Source organism: Phycicoccus sp. HDW14 (genome assembly GCF_011383005.1).
Taxonomy (GTDB): Bacteria; Actinomycetota; Actinomycetes; order Actinomycetales; family Dermatophilaceae; genus Phycicoccus.
Map to the genome: position 1 here is coordinate 3,330,241 of NZ_CP049935.1, position 18,929 is coordinate 3,349,169.

Consider the following 18,929-nt stretch of genomic DNA (forward strand, 5'->3'; position numbering starts at 1 on the left):
GTGCACGACATGGCTGACGTCCCGGAGCTGCTCGGGGGACGGTACGAGGTGGGCGACCTCCTCGGCCGTGGCGGCATGGCGGAGGTGCACCGTGGGTTCGACACCCGACTCGGCCGGCCCGTCGCCATCAAGATGCTGCGCAGCGACCTCGCGCGCGACGCCACGTTCCTCAGCCGCTTCCGTCGCGAGGCCCAGTCGGCCGCCGCCCTCAACCACGCCGCCGTCGTCGCCGTCTACGACCACGGCGAGGACCACGTGCACACCGAGTCCGGTGGCGCCAAGATCAACATCCCGTACATCGTCATGGAGTACGTCGACGGCCACACCCTTCGCGAGATCCTCTCCGAGAGAGGGCAGCTGGAGCCGATGGAGGCCGTGCGAATCACCGAGAACGTCCTCGACGCGCTCGCGTACAGCCACCGGCAGGGCATCGTCCACCGCGACATCAAGCCCGCCAACGTGATGATCGGCGCCGACGGTGCGGTCAAGGTCATGGACTTCGGCATCGCCCGCGCGATGGCCGACGCGAACGCCACGGTCACCGCCACGCAGGCCGTCATCGGCACGGCGCAGTACCTCTCGCCCGAGCAGGCGCAGGGGCACAGCGTCGACGCCCGCTCCGACCTGTACTCCGCGGGCTGCATGCTCTTCGAGCTGCTCACCGGCCGCCCGCCGTTCCTCGGCGACAGCCCGGTCGCCATCGCCTACCAGCACGTGGGCCAGCCGCCCGTGCCGCCGTCGCGCTACGCCGAGGCCGTGTCCGAGGACCTCGACGCCGTCGTGCTGCACGCCCTCGAGAAGCCGCGCGAGGAGCGCTACCAGGACGCCGCCGAGTTCCGCGCCGACCTGCAGGCCGTCCGGCTCGGGCGTCCGGTCAGCGTGGCCGCTCGCTCCTCGGCCGCCGCCGTCGCCGGGGCCGCCGGGGCCGTGCTCGCCGCGGGCGCCGCCGGCGCCACCGAGGCCCTCCCCGCCGGCTCCCTCTCCGACCGCACGGCCGCGATGGAGGCGCCGGTCCGACGCGGGGCGGTGCCGCCGCCCCCGCCGGACGACGACGGTCCTCTGACCCGCCGCGAGCGCCTCGAGGAGGAGGAGCGTCCCGGCCGGGGTCCGGCCGCCTGGATCCTCCTGACCATCGCCGTTCTCGCCGCCCTCGGGCTGCTGGGGTACGGGCTGGTCACCTACTTCGGGCAGGAGGAGGTCCCGAAGGTCACCGTGCCCTCGGTCGTCGGCACGCCCGAGGACGTCGCCCGCGTCAAGCTCGTGCAGGCCGGGTTCACGGTCGAGGCGGTCGTCGCGGCCGACGACACCGTGCCCGAGGGCCAGGTCGTCTCGCAGAACCCCGACGGGGACACGCAGGCGACGAAGGGCTCGACCGTGCGGATCACCGTGTCGGGCGGGCCGAACAACGTCGAGGTGCCCGACCTCACGGGCCGCACCCTCGACGAGGCGAAACAGCTGCTCGGCGACCTGGGGCTCACCCTCGGCACGGTCACGCAGACCGACGACCCCGACACCGAGAAGGGCCAGGTCATCTCCAGCGACCCGGGCAGCGGTGTGGGCGTCAAGCCGGGGACGCGCATCAACGTCGAGGTCGCGTCCGGCAAGGTCGTCGTGCCCAACGTCGTCGGCATGACGCAGAACGACGCCCAGCGGGCCCTCGCCGACGCGAACCTCCAGGTCGAGACGGAGTACCGGCAGACAGGATCGGTGCCCGAGGGTCAGGTCATCGAGCAGGACCCGAAGGGCCGGGCCAAGGCCGACGTCGGGTCGACGGTGAAGATCGTCATCGCCCAGAAGGCGGCGCCCACCGTCACGCCGACGACGGTGACCCCGACCCCCTCCGACACCCCGACCGGGTCGCCGACCCCGAGCGGGACCCCCACCGGCTGACGCGCCGCACGACGCTCAGCCGGCGACCATCCGGGCCACGCCGGCCGCGTCGTGCACGAGCGGCGAGAGCCCGGCCGAGCGCTGCACCGCGCCGGCGTCACCCGCGACGGCCAGCCAGTTGGCGAGCATGAGGTGCCCGCCCTCGGTGAGCACCGACTCGGGGTGGAACTGCACGCCGTGCAGCGGCAGGGTGGCGTGCCGGACGGCCATGACGATGCCGCTCTCGGTGCGTCCGTTCGGCACGAGCTCGTCGGGGATGGTCGCGGGGTCGATGGTCAGCGAGTGGTAGCGCGTCGCGGTGAACGGCTCGGGGACGCCGGCCAGCACTCCGGTGCCGTCGTGGTGCACCCGGGAGGTCTTGCCGTGCAGCAGCTCCGGAGCCCGCCCCACCGTCGCGCCCATGACCACCCCGAGCGCCTGGTGCCCGAGGCAGACCCCGAGCATCGGCTGCGAGCGCTCGGCACAGGCCTCGATCATCGCCATCGAGACACCGGCCTCCTCGGGGGTGCCGGGGCCGGGCGAGACGAGGACGCCGTCGAAGTCGGCGGCGTCGGCGGGGGAGACGGCGTCGTTGCGGACGACCTCGCACTCGGCGCCGAGCTGCTCGAGGTAGCCGACGATCGTGAAGACGAAGCTGTCGTAGTTGTCGACGACGAGGACCCGGGTCATGCCTCCATGGTGCACCGTCCGCGCCCCGGTGCCGCGGCCTGTCCCGTCAGCCGACGGTGTTGTCGTTGAACGGGACGAGGTCGGCGACGGCCGGGAAGACCCACTGGAAGAGGACGGCGACGACGAGCACGACGAGGACCAGGCACTGGACCGCCTTGGCCCACACCGGCCCCGGCAGGACCCGCCAGAGTGCTGCGTACATCGCTACCCCTTCACCGTCGACCAGTCGGCGAGCCGCCACTGCGCCCGCGGGATGCTCTTCACGAGCCTGCCGTGCGTGACGTACCGGTACGTGGCGCTGTACTTCGGGTGGCACGAGGTCATCGTCAGCAGCCGTTCGGTCGGGGCCGTCCCTGGCTCGTCGGGCACGGGGGCGATGACCTCGGTCTGCCACGGCCGGACGATCTCGTGGCTCGTCACCTCGTACACGAAGACCGTCGGCTTGGTCTCGACGATGACCCGGTCGCCGGCCCTGAGCGTCTCGATGGTGTGGAACGGCTTGCCGTAGGTGGTGCGGTGGCCGGCGACGGCGAAGTTGCCGACCGCCCCGGGCTCGGCCGTGCCGTCGTAGTGCCCGACCCCGAGGGCCAGCACCGGACGACCGGTGCCCTCGATGACCGGGCGGGCGAAGTCCACCCCGAACCGCGGCACCCGGATGATGGCGAACGCCCTGTCCTGGCCGAGGTCGGGGAACGCGTCGCTGCCGACCGTGCCGTCGCGGCCGTTCAGGAAGTCCTCGCTCAGCGCCTGGACGATCTGCTCCTGGTTGCGGTCGGCGACGACGTCGGTCCACCAGAGCTGCCAGGCGACGAAGAGGAGCACGAGGACACCGGCGGTGATGAGGAGCTCCCCGAGCCCCCCGACGAGTCGCCGGATCACGAGCCGGTGACCTCGGCGTGCGCGGGCGTGATGCTGCCGGAGTAGGCGGGGAACTTCTGCTTCCCGACGTTCTCGACGTCGTAGCCGAGGCCGACCGCGACAGACCACTCGCGCAGGAGGCCGACGTCCTGGTCGCGGTCGAGGGAGCGGCGCATCGCCTCGCGGTCACCGATGGCGGTGATGACGTAGGGCGGGGAGTAGACCCGGCCCTGGAGGATGAGGGTGTTGCCGACGCAGCGGACCGCGCTCGTGGAGATGACCCGCTGGTCCTGGAGCATCATCGCCTCCGCGCCACCGGCCCAGAGGGCGTTGACGACGGCCTGCACGTCCTGCTGGTGGATGACGTAGTCGTCGGGGTCGGCCCCCGGGGGCACCTCGCCGCCGACGAGCTTGGCGTCGTCGAGGCTGATGCGCAGCGCCGGCCCCTCGACCGGGGTGCGGCCGGCCGCGGTGGCGATCTGGGCCGCCTCGCGCTCGAGCTGCTGGGTGCGCAGGTCGCCGGGCGCGAGCTGGGCGGTGGCCTCCTCGACCCGCGTGCGCAGGTCGTCGACCTCGGCGGTGCGGTCGGCGTTGACGCGGGTCTGCTGGCGGATGAGGTCGGGCAGGCGGGCGGCGTCGGAGCGCAGGTCCTCGCCCTGGGAGGCGCGCACGCTCGAGGCGAAGAGGGCACCGGCCACGAGGGCGGCCACGGGGACGAGCCAGGGCCACGGCGAGGGTCGCTCGACCCGGCCCGCGTGCGTGCCCGCCACCCTCGCTCCCCTCTCTCTCCGATCCGGCCTCTACGCTAGGGCACCAGTCTGAACGAATCCGGAGGAGTCACCCGTGCCCGAGTCCAAGGGTCGCAAGAAGTCCACCTACACCCCGCCGCGCACCGCCGGGGCGGCGGCGCAGGGCCCGAACCCCCGCTGGTTCGTGCCGCTGATGCTCACGCTCATGGTGGCCGGGCTGCTCTGGGTCGTGACGTTCTACATCTCCGGCGTGCACCAGTACCCCGTGCCGCAGCTCGGCCGCTGGAACCTCGGCGTGGGCTTCGGCCTGATGCTCAGCGGGTTCCTCATGACGACCCGCTGGCGCTGACCGCCCGAATCGCTCCCCCCCAGTTCCGCGTCCACGCGTCGTCGCCTCCGGGCCCCTCCACCCCACCCACGCCACCAGGAGACTCTCCTGGTGGCGTCGTGGTGGGGATCACCCCCACCTGGCCTCCAGGAAGCACACCTGGTGGCGACAGCGGGACGGTGCCTCCGGCACGGAGTTGTCCACAGGGGTTGTCCACACTGGGGACGAATGACACCGGTGTAATCCACAGGGGGACGACCTGTGGACGGCGGGGTCAGGCCGTGGCGTAGCGCGCCACGGCCAGCAGGACGAGGACGATGCCGATCGCGGCGAGGGCGGCCCAGTGCACCCGGCGGTCCGGGGGCTGCATCGGGCCGCGCGCCCGGCCGAGGTAGCCGATGGCCGCGGCGCACGCGGCGCCGGTGAGCAGGCCGCCGAGGTGGGCCTGCCAGGCGATGCCCGGGATGACGAACCCGATGACCGCGTTGAGGCCGATGACGACGTACATCCCGGCGGCCGAGCGCCCCAGCCGTCGCTGGAGCACGAGGAAGGCCCCGAACAGGCCGAAGACCGCCCCGGAGGCGCCGACCGCGCTCGACCACCACATCCCCGGTCCCACGGTCAGGGCGTCCTGGTAGGTCTGCGGCGCGGACATCAGGAGGTAGGCGACCGAGCCACCGACGGCGCTGAGCAGGTACAGGGCGATGTAGCGGGCGCGGCCGAGCAGCGGCTCGAGGTACTGCCCCATGATCCACAGGGCGTACATGTTGAACCCGATGTGGACCAGGCTGCCGTGGGCGAACCCCGAGGTGAGGAAGCGCCACGGCTCGTCACGGCCGGCGGCGGGGATGAACGCGATCCGGTCGGTCAGGTCGGGGACGGTCTGCTGCAGCAGGTACACGACGACGCAGATGCCGATGATCGTCATCGTCACCAGGGGGCGGCCGTCGGTGGCCGAGCCCCCGAAGACCGTGCGGCCCTGGCGCACGGTGCGCGCGCCCTCGCGGACGCAGTCGACGCACTGGATGCCGACCGCGGCCGGCCGCTGGCACTCGGGACAGGACGGCCGGCCGCAGCGCTGGCAGCGGACGTAGGACTCCCGGTCGGGGTGGCGCGGGCAGACGGGGACCTGCTCGGTCTCCGCCGGCGGCGGGGGATCGGCGGTTGCTCGGCCACGTCGGTCTCCCGGGGTCTCGTGCGGGGGAGTGGGTCAGTCCTCGATCTCGACGCGCTCGATGACGACGTCCTCGACCGGCTTGTCGTTCGCGCCGGTGCGCACGTTGCCGAGGGTGTCGACGACCTCGCGGCTCGCGGCGTCGGCGACCTCACCGAAGATCGTGTGCTTGCCGTTGAGCCAGGTCGTCGGCGCGGTGGTGATGAAGAACTGGGACCCGTTGGTGCCCTTGCCCATCCGCTTGCCGGCGTTGGCCATCGCGAGGAGGTAGGGCCGGTCGAACTGCTTGTCGGGGTGGACCTCGTCGTCGAAGGTGTAGCCGGGGCCGCCCATGCCCTGGCCGAGCGGGCAGCCGCCCTGGATCATGAAGTTGGGGATGATCCGGTGGAAGACGAGGCCGTCGTAGAACGGCGTGGGGTTGGTGCGCCCGGCGTCGTCCTTGTACTCCTGCTCGCCCTTCGCGAGGCCGACGAAGTTCTTCACCGTCTTGGGTGCCTCGTTCGGGAAGAGCTCGATGACGATCGGACCGTGGTTGGTGTGCAGCGTTGCCTTCATGCCGTCGATCCTCTCACGCGGGTCCGGGCGTCGGCTGGGGGTGGGCTGGGTGCAGACAGGGAGGCGTCCGGGGGTGGTGGCCGGGTGGCCGCCGGGGTGGGCGCGCTCACGCCATCGACCGGGCCCTGATGTGCCCCGAACAGGGGAAAGAGGGCAGGATGGGAGCAGAGACGTCCAACCGAGGAGGACACGTGTTCCGCAGCAAGAGCAGGACCGAGCAGGCCAGGGACGCCGTCGCCGACGCCGCCGACCAGGTGAGCAGCCGGGCCCAGGACGCCGCCGACACGGCCGCCGAGCGGGCCGCCGACGCCGCCGACCGCGCGGCCGCCGCCGCCCACGACCTGCGCAAGAAGTCGAAGTCCGAGGTCAAGGACCTGCGCAAGAAGTCGCGCAAGGCCTCGAAGGAGGCGACCGCGCAGTACGAGGCGGCCCGTGAGCGCGCCCACGACGTCGCCGACAGGGCGCACGACTACGCCGACGCCGTGGCCCCGAAGGTCCGCGAGGGTCGCGAGCGCGCCCAGGACGCCGCCGAGACCGCGCGCGAGAAGGCCGAGGAGGCCTACGAGGCGCTGGCTCCCCGCGTCGAGCACGCCAAGGAGACCTTCACCGACGACGTGCTCCCCAAGGTGATGGCCGCGCTGACCGCCATCGCCGCGAGCGCCGCCGCCGCCAAGGACCAGGCCGCCGAGGCCGCCGAGCGCGCGCCCGACGCCTACGCCGTCCTCAAGGGCGACGCGAAGGCCAAGAAGTCCGGCAAGGGCCGCTGGGTCCTGCTGCTCGGTGCCGTCGCCGCGGGTGCGGCCGTCATGGCCTACCGCAAGAGCACCGAGCGCCCCGACCCGTGGGCCAGCGCCGGCTCGTACACGCCGCCGAAGTCCGCGTCCGCGCGGGCCACCGACGCCGTCGACACCGCGAAGGCCACGGCCGGCGAGGTCCGCGAGAAGCTCGCCGACGCCTCCGGCTCGGCGTCGGCCAAGGCCACCGAGCTCAAGGAGAAGGCGGCCGTCAAGGCGGCCGAGGCCAAGGACGCCGCTGCCGCCAAGGTCGAGGAGGCCAAGGTCGCCGCCGGCGCCGAGGCCGACAAGGGCACCGCGACGTGGAACGACGCGGGCACCGGCGACTCCGAGGTCCCGTCGACCACCGGCACGTCCGAGAGCTCGGACCTGTCGACCCCGAACCTCGACGCGGGGTCCGACACTGCGTCCGACAAGGCGTCCGACAAGGGCTGACCCACACCGGGGTTCGGGCGCGCGGTTGGCGCTCGACCCTCCCGGACACCACGACGCCGGCCGCTCCCCGTGAGCGGCCGGCGTCCTGTGTGGAGGGTCCGGCCCCCTGCTGGCCGGACCGACCTGAGGCGCGACGCGTAGTCGTCGCGCGGAGGGGATTGACGATGGCGGGCGTCCCGGGGCGCGTGGAGGGGGATGGCACGGTCATGCGCTGCCGTGCCGGTGGCGACCCGGGGCGTCGGCCCTGTCAGCTCCCTTCTTGTGAACCCCTGCCGGAGTGACACGCGCAGATTAGCCCCGGCCTTGCCCCGCACGGAATGGCCCGATGTGACTACCTGTCGAGGGTTGGGCGAGCGGGGCCTCGGCGTGGCCCGATCAGGCCGTCGTGAACTCGACGAGGGTGGCCAGCTCGGCGACGTCGAGGTCGTCACCGAGGCGCTGGGCGACGTCGGCGGCGGCGTGCCGGACGGTGTCCCAGTCGACGCGCTCCGACCACGGTCCGTCGACGAGGTGGTCGGTGAGCATCGCGATGGCCAGGTCCTGCTGCAGGCGGGGTGAGGCGGCGTCGAGGTCCCGCGCGCAGTCGGCGTCGGAGAGGTCGGCGGAGCGCTCGACCGCCTCGCCGCGAGCATCCTGGTAGCGGACCGTCGCGGTGACGAACGTGCCTCTGCCCGAACCCTCCCGCAGCTCGACGTCGTAGAGCGCGGTCGTCGCGTGGCCCGCGAAGACCTCGCCGCCGTCGACGGCGTCGTTGCGGAAGTCGTCGTCGGCGACGGCCCGGTTCTCGTACCCGATGAGGCGGTAGCCGGCCACCGTCCTCGGGTCGAACTCGACCTGCGCCTTCGCGTCCTTGGCTGTGAGAACGAGCGAGTCGGTGAGGCCGGTGGCGAAGACGCGCTCGGCCTCCTGCAGGGTGTCGACGTAGACGTGCCAGCCGTCTCCGCGGTCGGCGAGCTGCTCGAGGAGCTCGTCGTCGTAGTCCGCGATGCCGACGCCGACGCTCACGAGGTTGATGCCGTTCCTGGTCTCGGTGCCGATCCGCTCGAGGATGCCGCCGCTGGTCGTCTCTCCGACGTTGGCGACGCCGTCGCTGACGAGCACGACGCGGGTCATCCGGTGCTGGCCCTCGGACTCGGCGCGCATCCGGGCGGCGACGTCGTAGCCGAGCGTCAGGCCGGCGGCCGCGTTGGTGCTGCCCCTCGGGGCGAGCTCGTGGATGGCGTCCGCGAGGGCCTGCCGGTCGTCGGCCGGCGTCGGTTCGAGGAGGAGGTCGGCCTCGGTGGAGTAGCAGACCATCGCGACGCGGTCGGTGGGGCGCAGGTGGTCGGCGAGGGTGCGCAGCGCCGCCTTGGTCGTGTCCATCTTGCCGGCTTCGCCCATCGAGCCCGAGCAGTCGACGACGAGGACGAGGTTGACGTCGAGGCGCTCGGCGTCGGAGACGTCGGCGCTGCGGATGCCGACGCGGACGAATCGATGGTTCTCCTCGAAGGGGAGGGTGGCGGCGTCGATGCTCACGCCGAGGCCGTCGCGGGGCGCGTCGTAGTCCTGCTCGAAGTAGTTGACGAACTCCTCGGTGCGGATCTCGTTGCGGGGGAGGCTGGTTCCGTTCCGGACGGCGTCGCGGAAGCGGGTGTAGGAACCGGTGTCGATGTCGAGGGCGAACGTGCTCCGGGCGTCCTCGGCCGGGTCGGTGAGGTCGCGGTCCCGGCGGGGACCGTAGCCGTGGTCGCCGTCCTCCTGGTCGGTGGCGCTGTCGCCGTTGGGTACCGCGCCGTTGGGGCCGGGCTGGTACTCGGTTGTGCCAGAGCTGTTCCCGTCGTGGTTGGAGGCGCTGCATCCCGCGGCGAGGAGGGTGGTGGCGAGCGCTACCGCGGCCCAGGCGGTTCGGCTGTGGTGGCTGCGTGTCGTCATGGTGCTCCCCTGCCGTCGGCGTCGTTGCTGCTCGTGGGAGGGACGCTAGGTGTGGTCGGTTCCCGATCCGCGCCGTTGTGATGAGGACGTGACCGGACCGATGCCGGGGTGTGTCCGACGAGACCGTTCCGTGTCCGGCCCGTGCCCCGTTCGTTGCCGGCGGCTCGGTCAGGAGGGTCTGAGCTCGCCGGCGAGCGAGGCGTGCAACTCGGCGATGGTGTCGGGCGACACAGGTCCCTCGCGGGTGAGTTGCGGGTACAGCTTCTTCGGCCAGAGGGCCTGCACCTCCCGCGTCGTGAAGGTGCCACCCAGCAACGGCCAGTCGGCGTCGAGGAAGCACAGCACGCCGTGGACAGGGACGTCATCGGGGAGGAGGGTGCGCACGACCTCCATCTGCCTGAGCACCCCGTCGACGAGCTTCGAGCAGTCGCGTGACCCGACCAGGAGGCGCTCGGTGCGGGGACGGAGGACGCCGCCGTCGACCTTCAGGTGGGGCCGCCCGCGGTAGCGCTTGGCGTCGATGACGAAGACACCGGAGCGCGTCACCGCCAGGTGGTCGATGTTCGCGCGGGTCCGTGGGATGCGGCGGTCGTGCAGCAGCCTCACGGTCTCCCCGGCGAGCGCGTCCAGTCCCTTGCCAAGCCGTTCCTCCCCGACGGCGCCCGTCTGCCAGGCGGTCGTCGACCGCGGCTCGTCGGAGACGGCGAGGATCAGGCCGCCCAGCTTCGGGTGCCTGGCACGGATCCGTTCCTCGCGAGCGGCCCTGCGCCGCTCGTACTCGCGCCGCGCGGAGGCGCCGGCCGCGCCGGGGTCGACTGCCGGCATCGGTGTGGGTCCAGTGGGCGAATCTGTGTTGTTCCCGCCGACCTGCGTGATCGAGTGGTCGAGGCACCGGACGGTCTTCGTCCGACGTTCGTGGACGGCCTCGGCCTTCGCGGGCAGGTCGAGCCCACAGATCCGGCAGGTACCGGCGTACCTCAGCCGCATGCGCTTCTCGTCGGATCCCCCGGACATGCCGGTCACGGTACGGCGATCCAGGTGTCCGCGCGGGCGGATCCGCGCATTGCCACGCGCTGTGGGGCGGGCCTCGGTCACTTACCCTGAGGCGGTGCCAGACGGATCGTCTCCCAGTCAGGAGTACCTCCGGCGTGAAGTGATCGCCGCGGCTCTGACTGAGCGCGCGGACGCGTCAGGAGGCTACTTGCGCTGGCACGACCTGACGGAGTTCGTCCTGCCTGATGGCACGGCTGAGCGGCTCGTGGATCCAGGGAGAGGCGGCATCTGGAACCCGCGGGGTTACGCGGCGACCCTGACGATCGTCACCTCCCCGATGGTCCGTACCCGGATCGTGAGATCGACGGTGGGCTCCTTCAGTACAGCTATCAGAAGGGCCCGGAGGGCGGAAAGAATCTCAAGCTGCGTGCAGCGATGGAGTTGCAGTTGCCAGTCATCCGACTCAACAAGATCGGCCCGAACGCCTACAACCCCATTTACCCCGTGTTCGTGGTTGGCGACAACCCGATCATCCGCGAATTCACGCTCACCGTCGACGAGGTCCTCCGGAGCGTGCCGCTCGGGCATGAACTCAGTCCCATCGAGAAGGCGTACGCCGCACGTATCGTGCAGCAGCGAGTACACCAGCCAGCATTCAGAGCCCAGGTGATGCTGGCCTACGCCGGACAGTGCACGGTGTGTTCCCTCAAACACCCCGAGCTCCTGGACGCGGCGCACATCATCGAGGACGGGCAGCCCGGCGGAGATCCGGTGGTGAGCAACGGCCTCAGTCTCTGCAAGATCCACCACGCCGCCTACGACCGACGTCTCATGGGCATCAGCCCCGAGTGCGTCGTCGAGATCAATGGGCGGCTGCTGGAGGAAGTTGATGGGCCCATGCTGCGGCACGGGCTGCAGGAGATGCATGGTCGCCCGTTGGTCATTCCGACGCGCCAGCAGGACAGGCCGGATCCCGATCGACTGGAGCAGCGATACGTCAAGTTCCTCGCGGGCTAGGACCCCGGCTGCTGATGGGTGTGCGTGTTTCGCTCGCATATCCTCTGTCGCCGGACGTGGGAATGGCCCGGTGGTCGCCCAGCCACCATCACGTTCTTGAGAGTGGAGCCAAGGGGACGCCCCGCGGCTCGCTGGCGCTCACCGCGGGGACCCCGGAACCTGAGCGTTTAAGTCCACCTGAGCCCCACCAACAGAAGAAGCCCGGCTGGCGCCGGGCTCTTCGATCGGTGGAGCCAAGGGGACTCGAACCCCTAACCCCCTGCTTGCAAAATCCCCGAATGGGGTCCGTGAGGGGGTGCATAAGCACAGGTCAGGGCGCTGTCGGGCACCCGATCGCGTCAATTTCGGCCCTCACTGCCGTACTTTTCTGGGGTACGAGTCTGGGGTACCGCCGACGTAGGTTGGAGCCGTGGCGGAGCGGTGGGTCAGCACTAGGGCAGGCGCGCACCTCGCTGGGCGACTCAAGGTCAACACGGCTCCCGAAGTACTGCTCCGCCAGGCGGTCCACGCAGCCGGCGGGCGGTTCAGGCTCCACCGGCGGATCGCGAAGGGCTGCACCCCGGACTTCGTCCTGCCATCACGCCGGGTCGCCGTCTTCGTGGACGGGTGCTTCTGGCACGGGTGTCCCGAGCACGGTCGTAAGACGCCGTGGACCGGACCCAACGCGGAACTCTGGGCCGACAAGATGCGCCGCAACGCCGAGCGGGACCGGCGGTCCACGCAGCTGGCACAAGAACACGGATGGCACGTCGTCAGGGTGTGGGAGTGCCAGGTGCGTCGGGACCCAGGCGCAGTAGCCCACGCGGTGATGAGTCCACAGCAGCCCAACCGCGGACCTGGTTTCCACAGCCTGTCGGACCCTCTTGATGGAGTACCACCTGCGAGGTGATGCTTCGCCCCTAGCGCATCGGGTCGACCCTGTGGGATGCGCACGACCAGAGGACTCTCCCTCCCATGAACGACGCCCTGCCTCTCCACTTCAATCAGTCCGCGCGGGAGCTTGACTTAGCTGACTCTTCAGCTAAGCTTGCTGGCATGGCGAAGGACTCTGCAGCGTTCAGGTACGCAGATCTCTTCGCCGGCATCGGGGGCTTCCACGCCATGCTTGACCACGCGGGCGGGCGGTGTGTCTACGTCTCCGAGATCGACCGCGAGGCGCGCCACACGTACCTGCGCAACTGGGTGGAACCGCTGCCGGAGTCGCGGCGGCCCGTCGTCAACACCGACATCACCATGGCCACTCCCGATGACGGGCCGGTCGACGTCCCGGCTCACGACGTCCTCGCCGCGGGGTTTCCTTGCCAGCCGTTCTCGAAGTCAGGGCGCCAACGTGGCATGGACGAGGCACGAGGCACGCTCTTCTGGAACATCGCACGGATCCTCGAAGACCGGACGCCGGCTGTTGTCCTCCTCGAGAATGTGCGGAACATCGCCGGCCCCCGCCACACGCACGAGTGGGACGTCATCATCCAGACGCTCCGCGAGATCGGTTACCGCGTGTCGTCGACACCATCGGTCTTCTCCCCGCACTTCCTCCCACCCTCTCTCGGAGGGACACCGCAGGTCCGCGACCGCGTCTTCATCCTGGGCACCTACGTTGGCCGTGAGCGTGCGCTGAACGAGACGGACGTTCCGCCGACAGTGGTGCGTGCCCCCGTCGACGGCTGGAACGTTCACGACTGGAATGCCGAATGGATCCTGGACGAGGACTCATCCATCGCAGAGCTGTCCAAGTACCAGCTGACGACCGACGAGACAACCTGGGTTGATGTGTGGGACGACCTCGTCCAGCGGATGTGGTCTGCAAGAGGCGTCCGCCTCCCCGGCTTCCCACTGTGGGCTGACGCGTGGATCCCTGAGCGTGGCCTTGATCCGATCGAGCTTGAAGCGCTGCCTCGATGGAAGTCCCAGATCCTGATCAAGAACGCCCGGTTCTACGACGAGCACCGCGACGTGATCCGGGACTGGAAGCGCGCGAACCCCGTCTTCGCTACGTTCCCCGAGTCGAGACGCAAGCTCGAATGGCAGGCGCAGGACACCGGCTCCCTCTGGGGAACGGTCATGCACTTCCGACCCTCCGGGATCCGAGCCAAGGCGCCCACCTACCTCCCCGCTCTTGTGGCTATCACGCAGACCTCGGTCATCGGCAGCCGGCGTCGCCGTCTAACCCCACACGAGGCCGCGCGCCTGCAGGGTTTCAGTCGGACGCTCTCCTTTACCGGCCAGCGCGACTCTGCGTCGTACAAGCAGGTGGGTAACGGCGTCGCGGTGGGAGCGGCGTGGCATGTGTTCCGTACGCACGTTGAGCGCGATGCGTCAGATCTGCCCCGTCGACTGGTGCGCGCTGTCCTGAATGCGCCTCTCAACCCGACGGGCGACGCGTTGGCCAACGAAGCGATGGTTCATGAGGCCAGGAGCGCTGCACTCACGCAGACTGTGGCCAGCTGAGCGAGGTCTCCTGTCGGGCAGCCTTCTTGCCTTTCACACGGTTGACGTATTCATCGCACCGACTCAGCTCACGCTTCCCCGCGGTGATGAGGGCGGGCACTACGTTGAGCGAGTGTGCGCCGCGCCAGCCGATCCGATGTTCTTCCTGCCCGCCGCCACGGTCGCGGAGGCCGTAACGCGGATCTTCTCGCTGACGGGTGCTGCGGAAGCTGGCACACGTGGGGAGAAGCGCGCCATCGTCGCACTGCGTGATGCCCTCGGGCTTGACATCGATGTCGCCCGCACGAACGCGCGCATGGCTCAGCAGATCGCGGAAGTGCTCCGCGTCGAGTGGCGACCCTCCTACGAAGAGCTCAACAGGGTCAACCTCGACGGTCTCAACGCACTACTCGAAGGCGCGACTGACGCCTACCACGAGAACTCCCTCCGGCGGTTAGCTGGACAGCGACCAGGGAGGCTGAGCGGACCTGAGTGGCTGGCGTTCCAGCCTGCACAGTCGAAGATCGAGGCAGTCAACAGGATCAGCGCGCTTACCAACTCCGGACCTGAATGGCTCGGACCTGGAAGCAAAGAGCACAAGCGCGTCCTCGTCAACCTGGCCAACAGCCTTGCTCCCGAACTTGACACTCGGCTCTCCAAGACGAAGCTTGGGGCTGCCCTGGCGAATGCCTTCGACGCGCCGTGGTCGGCCGAATGTGAATCCACGGGGGAGACGATCTCGCTTGTCGGCCTCAACACACTCCTGGCCGGGGCGGAGCGTCGGCTCGGGAAGCTCGGCAGCGACCGAGCAATGCTCTTGGGTACCCCCGAGGAGGAAGGGAAGGCTCTGGCGGCCGCCCTGCTCGACGCCTGGCGCGCCTCAGCTCATCCCGACGGCAGCAAACGGGTCATCTGGGATGCGCGCAAGTGCATCCACTGGATGCTGGACCAGGGGGTGACGGAGGGCCCCAACCAGAACGAGTGGCAGGGCTTCTACTGGGAGTCGCGCGGGAGAGCAGTTCTCAACGCAGCGTTCACCCCCAACCCCAGCCCGCCGAGAACCCGCTATGGCAACACTGCCTTCGACTACTCGTTGCGGTATGTCTGGGACCTCAAGGCCCACACAGAGGCTTGGCGCTACCCGGTCTCTGGCAGGACCCTGACGGGCCAGGGCGTGGCGCCGCTCAACGACCAGGAGTCGATGAGTGCCTGCATCGAGGACCAGGGACTGGGGTTCCTCATGGCTGGCGGAGTTGCTGTGGCGGACGAGGATGAGACGTTCGTGGAGTGGCACCGGCAATTCAAGGCGGCGCAGGGTGTGAAGTCGAAGCCGTCGAACTCCGGTCGATCGCGACAGCGCAAGGCAGCGTTCGAGCCCCACCACGTCGAGGCCTTCTACTTCCACAACTTGCCAGCGCTTGAGGCAGCGAAAGCGGCGGGCCAGGTTACCGGCTTTCAGCAGGGAAAGCAGGCGCCCGACGAGGAGGGCACCGAGGGGAGGGCACGCCGTCCTAAGTACAACTTGAGCGTGCCCAAAGCCAGGGGATCGCTGCTCGCGGTGGCGCGCTTCGACTGGCCTCGGGTGGAGTCGTAGGCACGTGTCGGGATCCCGGCCGGCGCCGCGCTCGTGCGGTCCGGGCCTCAGACAAGGTTGAGCTCGCCGGGCGACCTTGACGGTCTACGAACGCACCGCGTCTTTCCTCGGTCCTGATCGGTTCCGTCCTCTCGGGAGCGCTGTGATGGTCGAGGCAAGCTGCTGGCTGGTCCCTGCGCCGTCACGGCTTCGGAGTTCTACCGTCCAAGAGCCGTCGAGTACCGGCAGGTGGCTGGTGGGCGGGGAAGTCTTCGACCTTGGCTTCCCACCGCATTCGGCCAACGCCCGGCACAGCTTCAGGGGTCGGTATTCCCTGGGCAGTGAAGTGGCGGAGCGACCTCCGGGCGACCGCTCGATCGAAGACAATGGACGTGAGCAACTCCGGGGGCTCCTTCGTGACATCAATGATGATCCTCCGGACTCTTGCCTGCTCCTCGGAGGTCAGGTCCTTCATACCCGCGAACACCGAGGCGACAGTTTCGCCAGACTCCACAAGCGGCAAGAGAATTGAGACGAATGTCGTACAGGCGCCTGGGATTGGCGCTAGCTGCTCTGAACCGAACCAATGAACGCGCTCCGAGGCGGATGTGGTCTTGACCTCAAGGCGCTCCCCCTGCGAGCTGAAGTCGAAACGGCCCTCTGCCTTGCTGTGCCACGTCTGGACCAGGGTAGAGAACGAGACGGCCTCAGCGATGACCAGGAGTTCACCGGCAAGTCCAATCTCCGTCTCGCGGGCTACACGGCTCTTCAGGCCGGACTCGAACAGGGCTTCCATCGTGGCTATCACGTCGCCCAGCGCGCCAGGCATCGAGCGTGTTAGTTGAATCAGGCCTTCAAAGACGGCCGCGACGGCGTCCACGGCCTCTGATTCGTCGATCGGCCGAAAACGCAGCACGCAGACATCCGGCAGTCGGATTCCGGAGGAGCTGTCGATCAGTTCTAGCCAGGGATCGAACCGAAAGTGCCGACCTTCTAGTGTCTGACCCCTTGGTTGACCAGGCCCAACAAGCACGAATGCTCGTGCGCCGTCTCGCCCCGTCGCCAGGCGCATCTCGCGATCTAGGACCGGAAGGTTAATGTCTCGCTCCGCGGCAGGCACTTTGTCCGATTCGATGGCGGCACGAATGTTGCTGAAGCCAAAGATCATGCGCTGCCGGCCTTGACCCCGATGGCTCGCAGCTCGAAGGCCTCTGGTGTCGTGATGGAGATAGCGAGTCCCGCGCCGACCGGGGAGGCCTCACTCGTCGAGTACCCAGCGAGTGGCTCAACTACGGCAGACACAGCGTCGTAGCCAAGACGATCGACGGGGCGTCGCTGCGCGTCACCGACGTGTGGCACGGCTAGTTGCGCCGAGTCGAACCACTGCTCTGGGTGTAGGCCGGGTCTTGTTGTCCATCCCGCCTCCCAAATGGCACCTGCGTTCGAGGGTGCGACGCCAGCAAGACGCCGGACAGGCAGTTCTCCGATGCTCGGCACAACACCGGCGGCCGCCATCTGTATTACGTCGAGTCCGCGGACGAACATGGCGAAGGGAAGGTTGGCCAGGCCTAGGTCACCCAGGCGGGGGTTCATGAGCTCGGCAGCAACCTCCCGAGACGCGTCGTCGCGGCCGACCATCTTTAACCTACCCAGGAGTACTCGAAATTCTTCTGCCCCGCACTCCGCCAATAACCAGTCATCGAGAAAGCCGCGGGTGATCTCGCGGCGCTCAACCCAGTCCAAGAGCTCGCGAGCATTATGTGCGAAAGTCGACGGCTGCACAAACTGGCGGAGAGTTAGGACCACGTTGGACTTGTTGGCATCGACAAGCTCGCGATCACGCACCGCTAGCCGAGTGGGCTTCATGCGGTTCGTCGGTCGTGACACGTACCAAAGCGCGGGTTCGTCCAAACGAAGATTCTTGTCCTTCTCGTCCCAGTCCTCAGCAGTGGAGATGAGAGCACGTTCCACCTGGGCCAGATAGTCGAACGACTCGAAGATCTCCGGAAGTGCGTGAACGGTGATCACGTGGGCGTAGGTACCCCTGTAACCACAAAAGCGCATCTGCTGGGAGACAGTGTCCTCGTTGGCGGCTTGCGCGAGTCGGGTAAAGTACGTGGTAACCAATTGTGGGATCGTGAGGCCACGGCCCAAGATGTCACCCCCGATGACGATCCAGATTGGGTGCGCCTCCCAATCCGCGCGATCTGTCGGGAGCGGCCCGGCTGGTGCAGTTGGCCGGCTTGGATCAGAGTTCACGACGCGCATTTCTGTTCTCGAAATGAGATTCCCCACTTGCCAGAGGAGCTCGGGCCCAAGCTGCGGGATGCTTTGCGTGCCTCCGGTGCGGCTGTGCACGCGCCCAGCTAAGGCATCGACGGCCTGGATCAGTTCCGGAGGAACTCTGTCGGGCTTCTCCTCTATTACCGCCTCTTCAATGGCCGAGCGGATCTGCGCCAGACCATTCTCGATAGTCGCGTAGTCCACCGCGTGGTCTAGGACCTTTGAGCTCGTATGCACCAACATCTGCACCGAGCGCATGCCCTCGGGCGGCCGGCCGTCAACACGCCAATAGAAGGCGTCTGGCATGTAGTTTCTCAACCATGCGGCCACAAGGAGGTCACAGAGGGCACGCTTCAGGCTGCTTGGAACGTGATCTGGATTCCTGTGAGTCGCGACCCAGTCCTCGACGGGGATGCGGCTGGTCCGGTGGGTGGCGTCCATGAGGGCCGCGACACCGAAGTAGCCGGCACCTGGCTGGCTTACAGCGCAGTAGTCGGGTCTGAGGGCTCCATCGCGTTCCGTAAGAAAGATTGCCTGGGGGGTCGCGGTGTAGGACAACCAAACATGATGAGTGGCGGCATCACGCAGTCCCTTGAGCTCCGCATACGTAGCCGCTTCTTCGTTCTTCCGCGTTGCGGCGTTGGGCGAGGCCTGATCAGCCTCATCGTCAATTATGAGAGCAGTAACGCCCTCTCCTAGGCGAGCTGCCACCTCCTGGAACATCCACTTGAGCGCGTCCACGCGTGGCTTGGTCTTCATCGACACCAGGACAGGAAGTCGCTCGGGCCAGATACCCTGCCCATCCCGGAAGTCGCGGCGCTGCTTTGTTCGCTTGAGTATACTTTCCAGAAAGGACGAGTCTCGCTCTGCGTTGGCTCTCGTAGGTACGTTCAACGTAGCCACGGGGTTGGAGGGAAGAGTCCCCAGGTCCTTTCGTATGCGATAGCTGGTCTGACCATTCAATGCCTCGGTCACGCCAGTGAAGATCACCGCGACGTCGCACTTGTCCGCTGCCCAGGCGAGCATTCCGAGCTGATGTCCGGTCTTTCCGCTCTGAACCCGGCCCATGACGAGATAACTGACATTGGCGCGTGCGGAATCCACAAGCTGGCGCTGTACCCGCTTGTCCAGTCTCTCGATATCTTCGCGCAACTGTGAGGCATCGGCCGCTCCAAACTCGTCGCCAGATGCGCCTATGAACTCTCGTCGCTTGACCTCGAGGTACTCGTCCAGAGCACTTGCACCGGACATCTGCTCGCGAAAGACGTTCATT

At 68.6% G+C, this 18,929-nt stretch carries 17 protein-coding genes; 7 read left to right on the forward strand and 10 right to left on the reverse strand.

The window, feature by feature from the left end; all coding sequences use genetic code 11:
• The first annotated feature begins 9 nt into the window (after window positions 1–9).
• The gene (gene pknB / locus G7075_RS16445; RefSeq protein ID WP_166123445.1) at window positions 10–1,890 is read left to right on the forward strand and encodes a Stk1 family PASTA domain-containing Ser/Thr kinase; all 1,881 of its coding nucleotides are present in this window, start codon (window positions 10–12) and stop codon (window positions 1,888–1,890) included.
• A 15-nt stretch (window positions 1,891–1,905) separates the two neighbouring features.
• On the opposite strand, the gene G7075_RS16450 is transcribed toward pknB, so the two are convergent.
• The 4 genes from G7075_RS16450 to G7075_RS16465 are packed head-to-tail and all read right to left on the reverse strand — an operon-like array spanning window position 1,906 to window position 4,187.
• The gene (locus G7075_RS16450; RefSeq protein WP_166123447.1) at window positions 1,906–2,559 is read right to left on the reverse strand and encodes an aminodeoxychorismate/anthranilate synthase component II; all 654 of its coding nucleotides are present in this window, start codon (window positions 2,557–2,559) and stop codon (window positions 1,906–1,908) included.
• Between the two features lie 46 nt (window positions 2,560–2,605).
• Window positions 2,606–2,761 carry a hypothetical protein gene (locus G7075_RS16455; protein ID WP_166123449.1) on the reverse strand — a complete coding sequence of 52 codons (156 nt, stop codon included), beginning with the start codon at window positions 2,759–2,761 and terminating at the stop codon, window positions 2,606–2,608.
• Between the two features lie 2 nt (window positions 2,762–2,763).
• Window positions 2,764–3,438 carry a class E sortase gene (locus G7075_RS16460; RefSeq protein WP_166123451.1) on the reverse strand — a complete coding sequence of 225 codons (675 nt, stop codon included), beginning with the start codon at window positions 3,436–3,438 and terminating at the stop codon, window positions 2,764–2,766.
• Entirely contained in the window at window positions 3,435–4,187 is a 753-nt protein-coding gene (locus tag G7075_RS16465; RefSeq protein ID WP_166123453.1) for a DUF881 domain-containing protein, read from the reverse strand. The genes G7075_RS16460 and G7075_RS16465 overlap by 4 nt, the downstream gene beginning before the upstream one ends.
• Window positions 4,188–4,260: 73 nt before the next feature.
• Here G7075_RS16465 and G7075_RS16470 point away from each other — a divergent pair, with 73 nt between their 5' ends.
• Entirely contained in the window at window positions 4,261–4,515 is a 255-nt protein-coding gene (locus G7075_RS16470) for a cell division protein CrgA (protein ID WP_166123455.1), read from the forward strand.
• 253 nt (window positions 4,516–4,768) lie between these two features.
• Here G7075_RS16470 and G7075_RS16475 read toward each other — a convergent pair whose 3' ends face one another.
• Complete coding sequence (locus G7075_RS16475; RefSeq protein ID WP_166123457.1) at window positions 4,769–5,482, reverse strand: rhomboid family intramembrane serine protease; 714 nt, start codon at window positions 5,480–5,482, stop codon at window positions 4,769–4,771.
• Window positions 5,483–5,704: 222 nt separating this feature from the next.
• Window positions 5,705–6,223 (reverse strand): peptidylprolyl isomerase, encoded by a 519-nt coding sequence (locus G7075_RS16480; RefSeq protein WP_166123459.1) that lies wholly within the window; start codon window positions 6,221–6,223, stop codon window positions 5,705–5,707.
• A gap of 191 nt (window positions 6,224–6,414) precedes the next feature.
• Here G7075_RS16480 and G7075_RS16485 point away from each other — a divergent pair, with 191 nt between their 5' ends.
• Entirely contained in the window at window positions 6,415–7,452 is a 1,038-nt protein-coding gene (locus G7075_RS16485) for a hypothetical protein (RefSeq protein WP_166123461.1), read from the forward strand.
• Between the two features lie 375 nt (window positions 7,453–7,827).
• Here G7075_RS16485 and G7075_RS16490 read toward each other — a convergent pair whose 3' ends face one another.
• Together G7075_RS16490 and G7075_RS16495 are read right to left on the reverse strand one after the other, a co-directional pair.
• Window positions 7,828–9,363 (reverse strand): von Willebrand factor type A domain-containing protein, encoded by a 1,536-nt coding sequence (locus G7075_RS16490; protein ID WP_166123463.1) that lies wholly within the window; start codon window positions 9,361–9,363, stop codon window positions 7,828–7,830.
• Between the two features lie 168 nt (window positions 9,364–9,531).
• Window positions 9,532–10,377, reverse strand: coding sequence for a nuclease-related domain-containing protein (locus G7075_RS16495; RefSeq protein ID WP_240917693.1), 846 nt, complete (start codon window positions 10,375–10,377; stop codon window positions 9,532–9,534).
• Window positions 10,378–10,791: 414 nt separating this feature from the next.
• On the opposite strand from G7075_RS16495, the gene G7075_RS16500 reads away from it, so the two are divergent.
• From G7075_RS16500 to G7075_RS16515, 4 genes are all read left to right on the forward strand, one after another.
• A complete protein-coding gene (locus tag G7075_RS16500; protein ID WP_166123465.1) occupies window positions 10,792–11,373 on the forward strand; it encodes an HNH endonuclease in 582 nt (193 codons plus the stop codon).
• Window positions 11,374–11,782: 409 nt separating this feature from the next.
• Window positions 11,783–12,262 (forward strand): very short patch repair endonuclease, encoded by a 480-nt coding sequence (locus G7075_RS23090; protein ID WP_166123467.1) that lies wholly within the window; start codon window positions 11,783–11,785, stop codon window positions 12,260–12,262.
• A gap of 65 nt (window positions 12,263–12,327) precedes the next feature.
• Window positions 12,328–13,821 (forward strand): DNA cytosine methyltransferase, encoded by a 1,494-nt coding sequence (locus tag G7075_RS16510; RefSeq protein WP_166123469.1) that lies wholly within the window; start codon window positions 12,328–12,330, stop codon window positions 13,819–13,821.
• A gap of 136 nt (window positions 13,822–13,957) precedes the next feature.
• The gene (locus G7075_RS16515) at window positions 13,958–15,394 is read left to right on the forward strand and encodes a hypothetical protein (RefSeq protein ID WP_166123471.1); all 1,437 of its coding nucleotides are present in this window, start codon (window positions 13,958–13,960) and stop codon (window positions 15,392–15,394) included.
• Window positions 15,395–15,575: 181 nt separating this feature from the next.
• Here the strand turns inward: G7075_RS16515 and G7075_RS16520 are convergent, their stop codons facing one another.
• Entirely contained in the window at window positions 15,576–16,253 is a 678-nt protein-coding gene (locus G7075_RS16520) for a PD-(D/E)XK motif protein (protein ID WP_166123473.1), read from the reverse strand.
• 284 nt (window positions 16,254–16,537) lie between these two features.
• Window positions 16,538–18,928 carry a Z1 domain-containing protein gene (locus G7075_RS16525; RefSeq protein WP_166123475.1) on the reverse strand — a complete coding sequence of 797 codons (2,391 nt, stop codon included), beginning with the start codon at window positions 18,926–18,928 and terminating at the stop codon, window positions 16,538–16,540.
• Between the last annotated feature and the right edge of the window lies 1 nt (window position 18,929).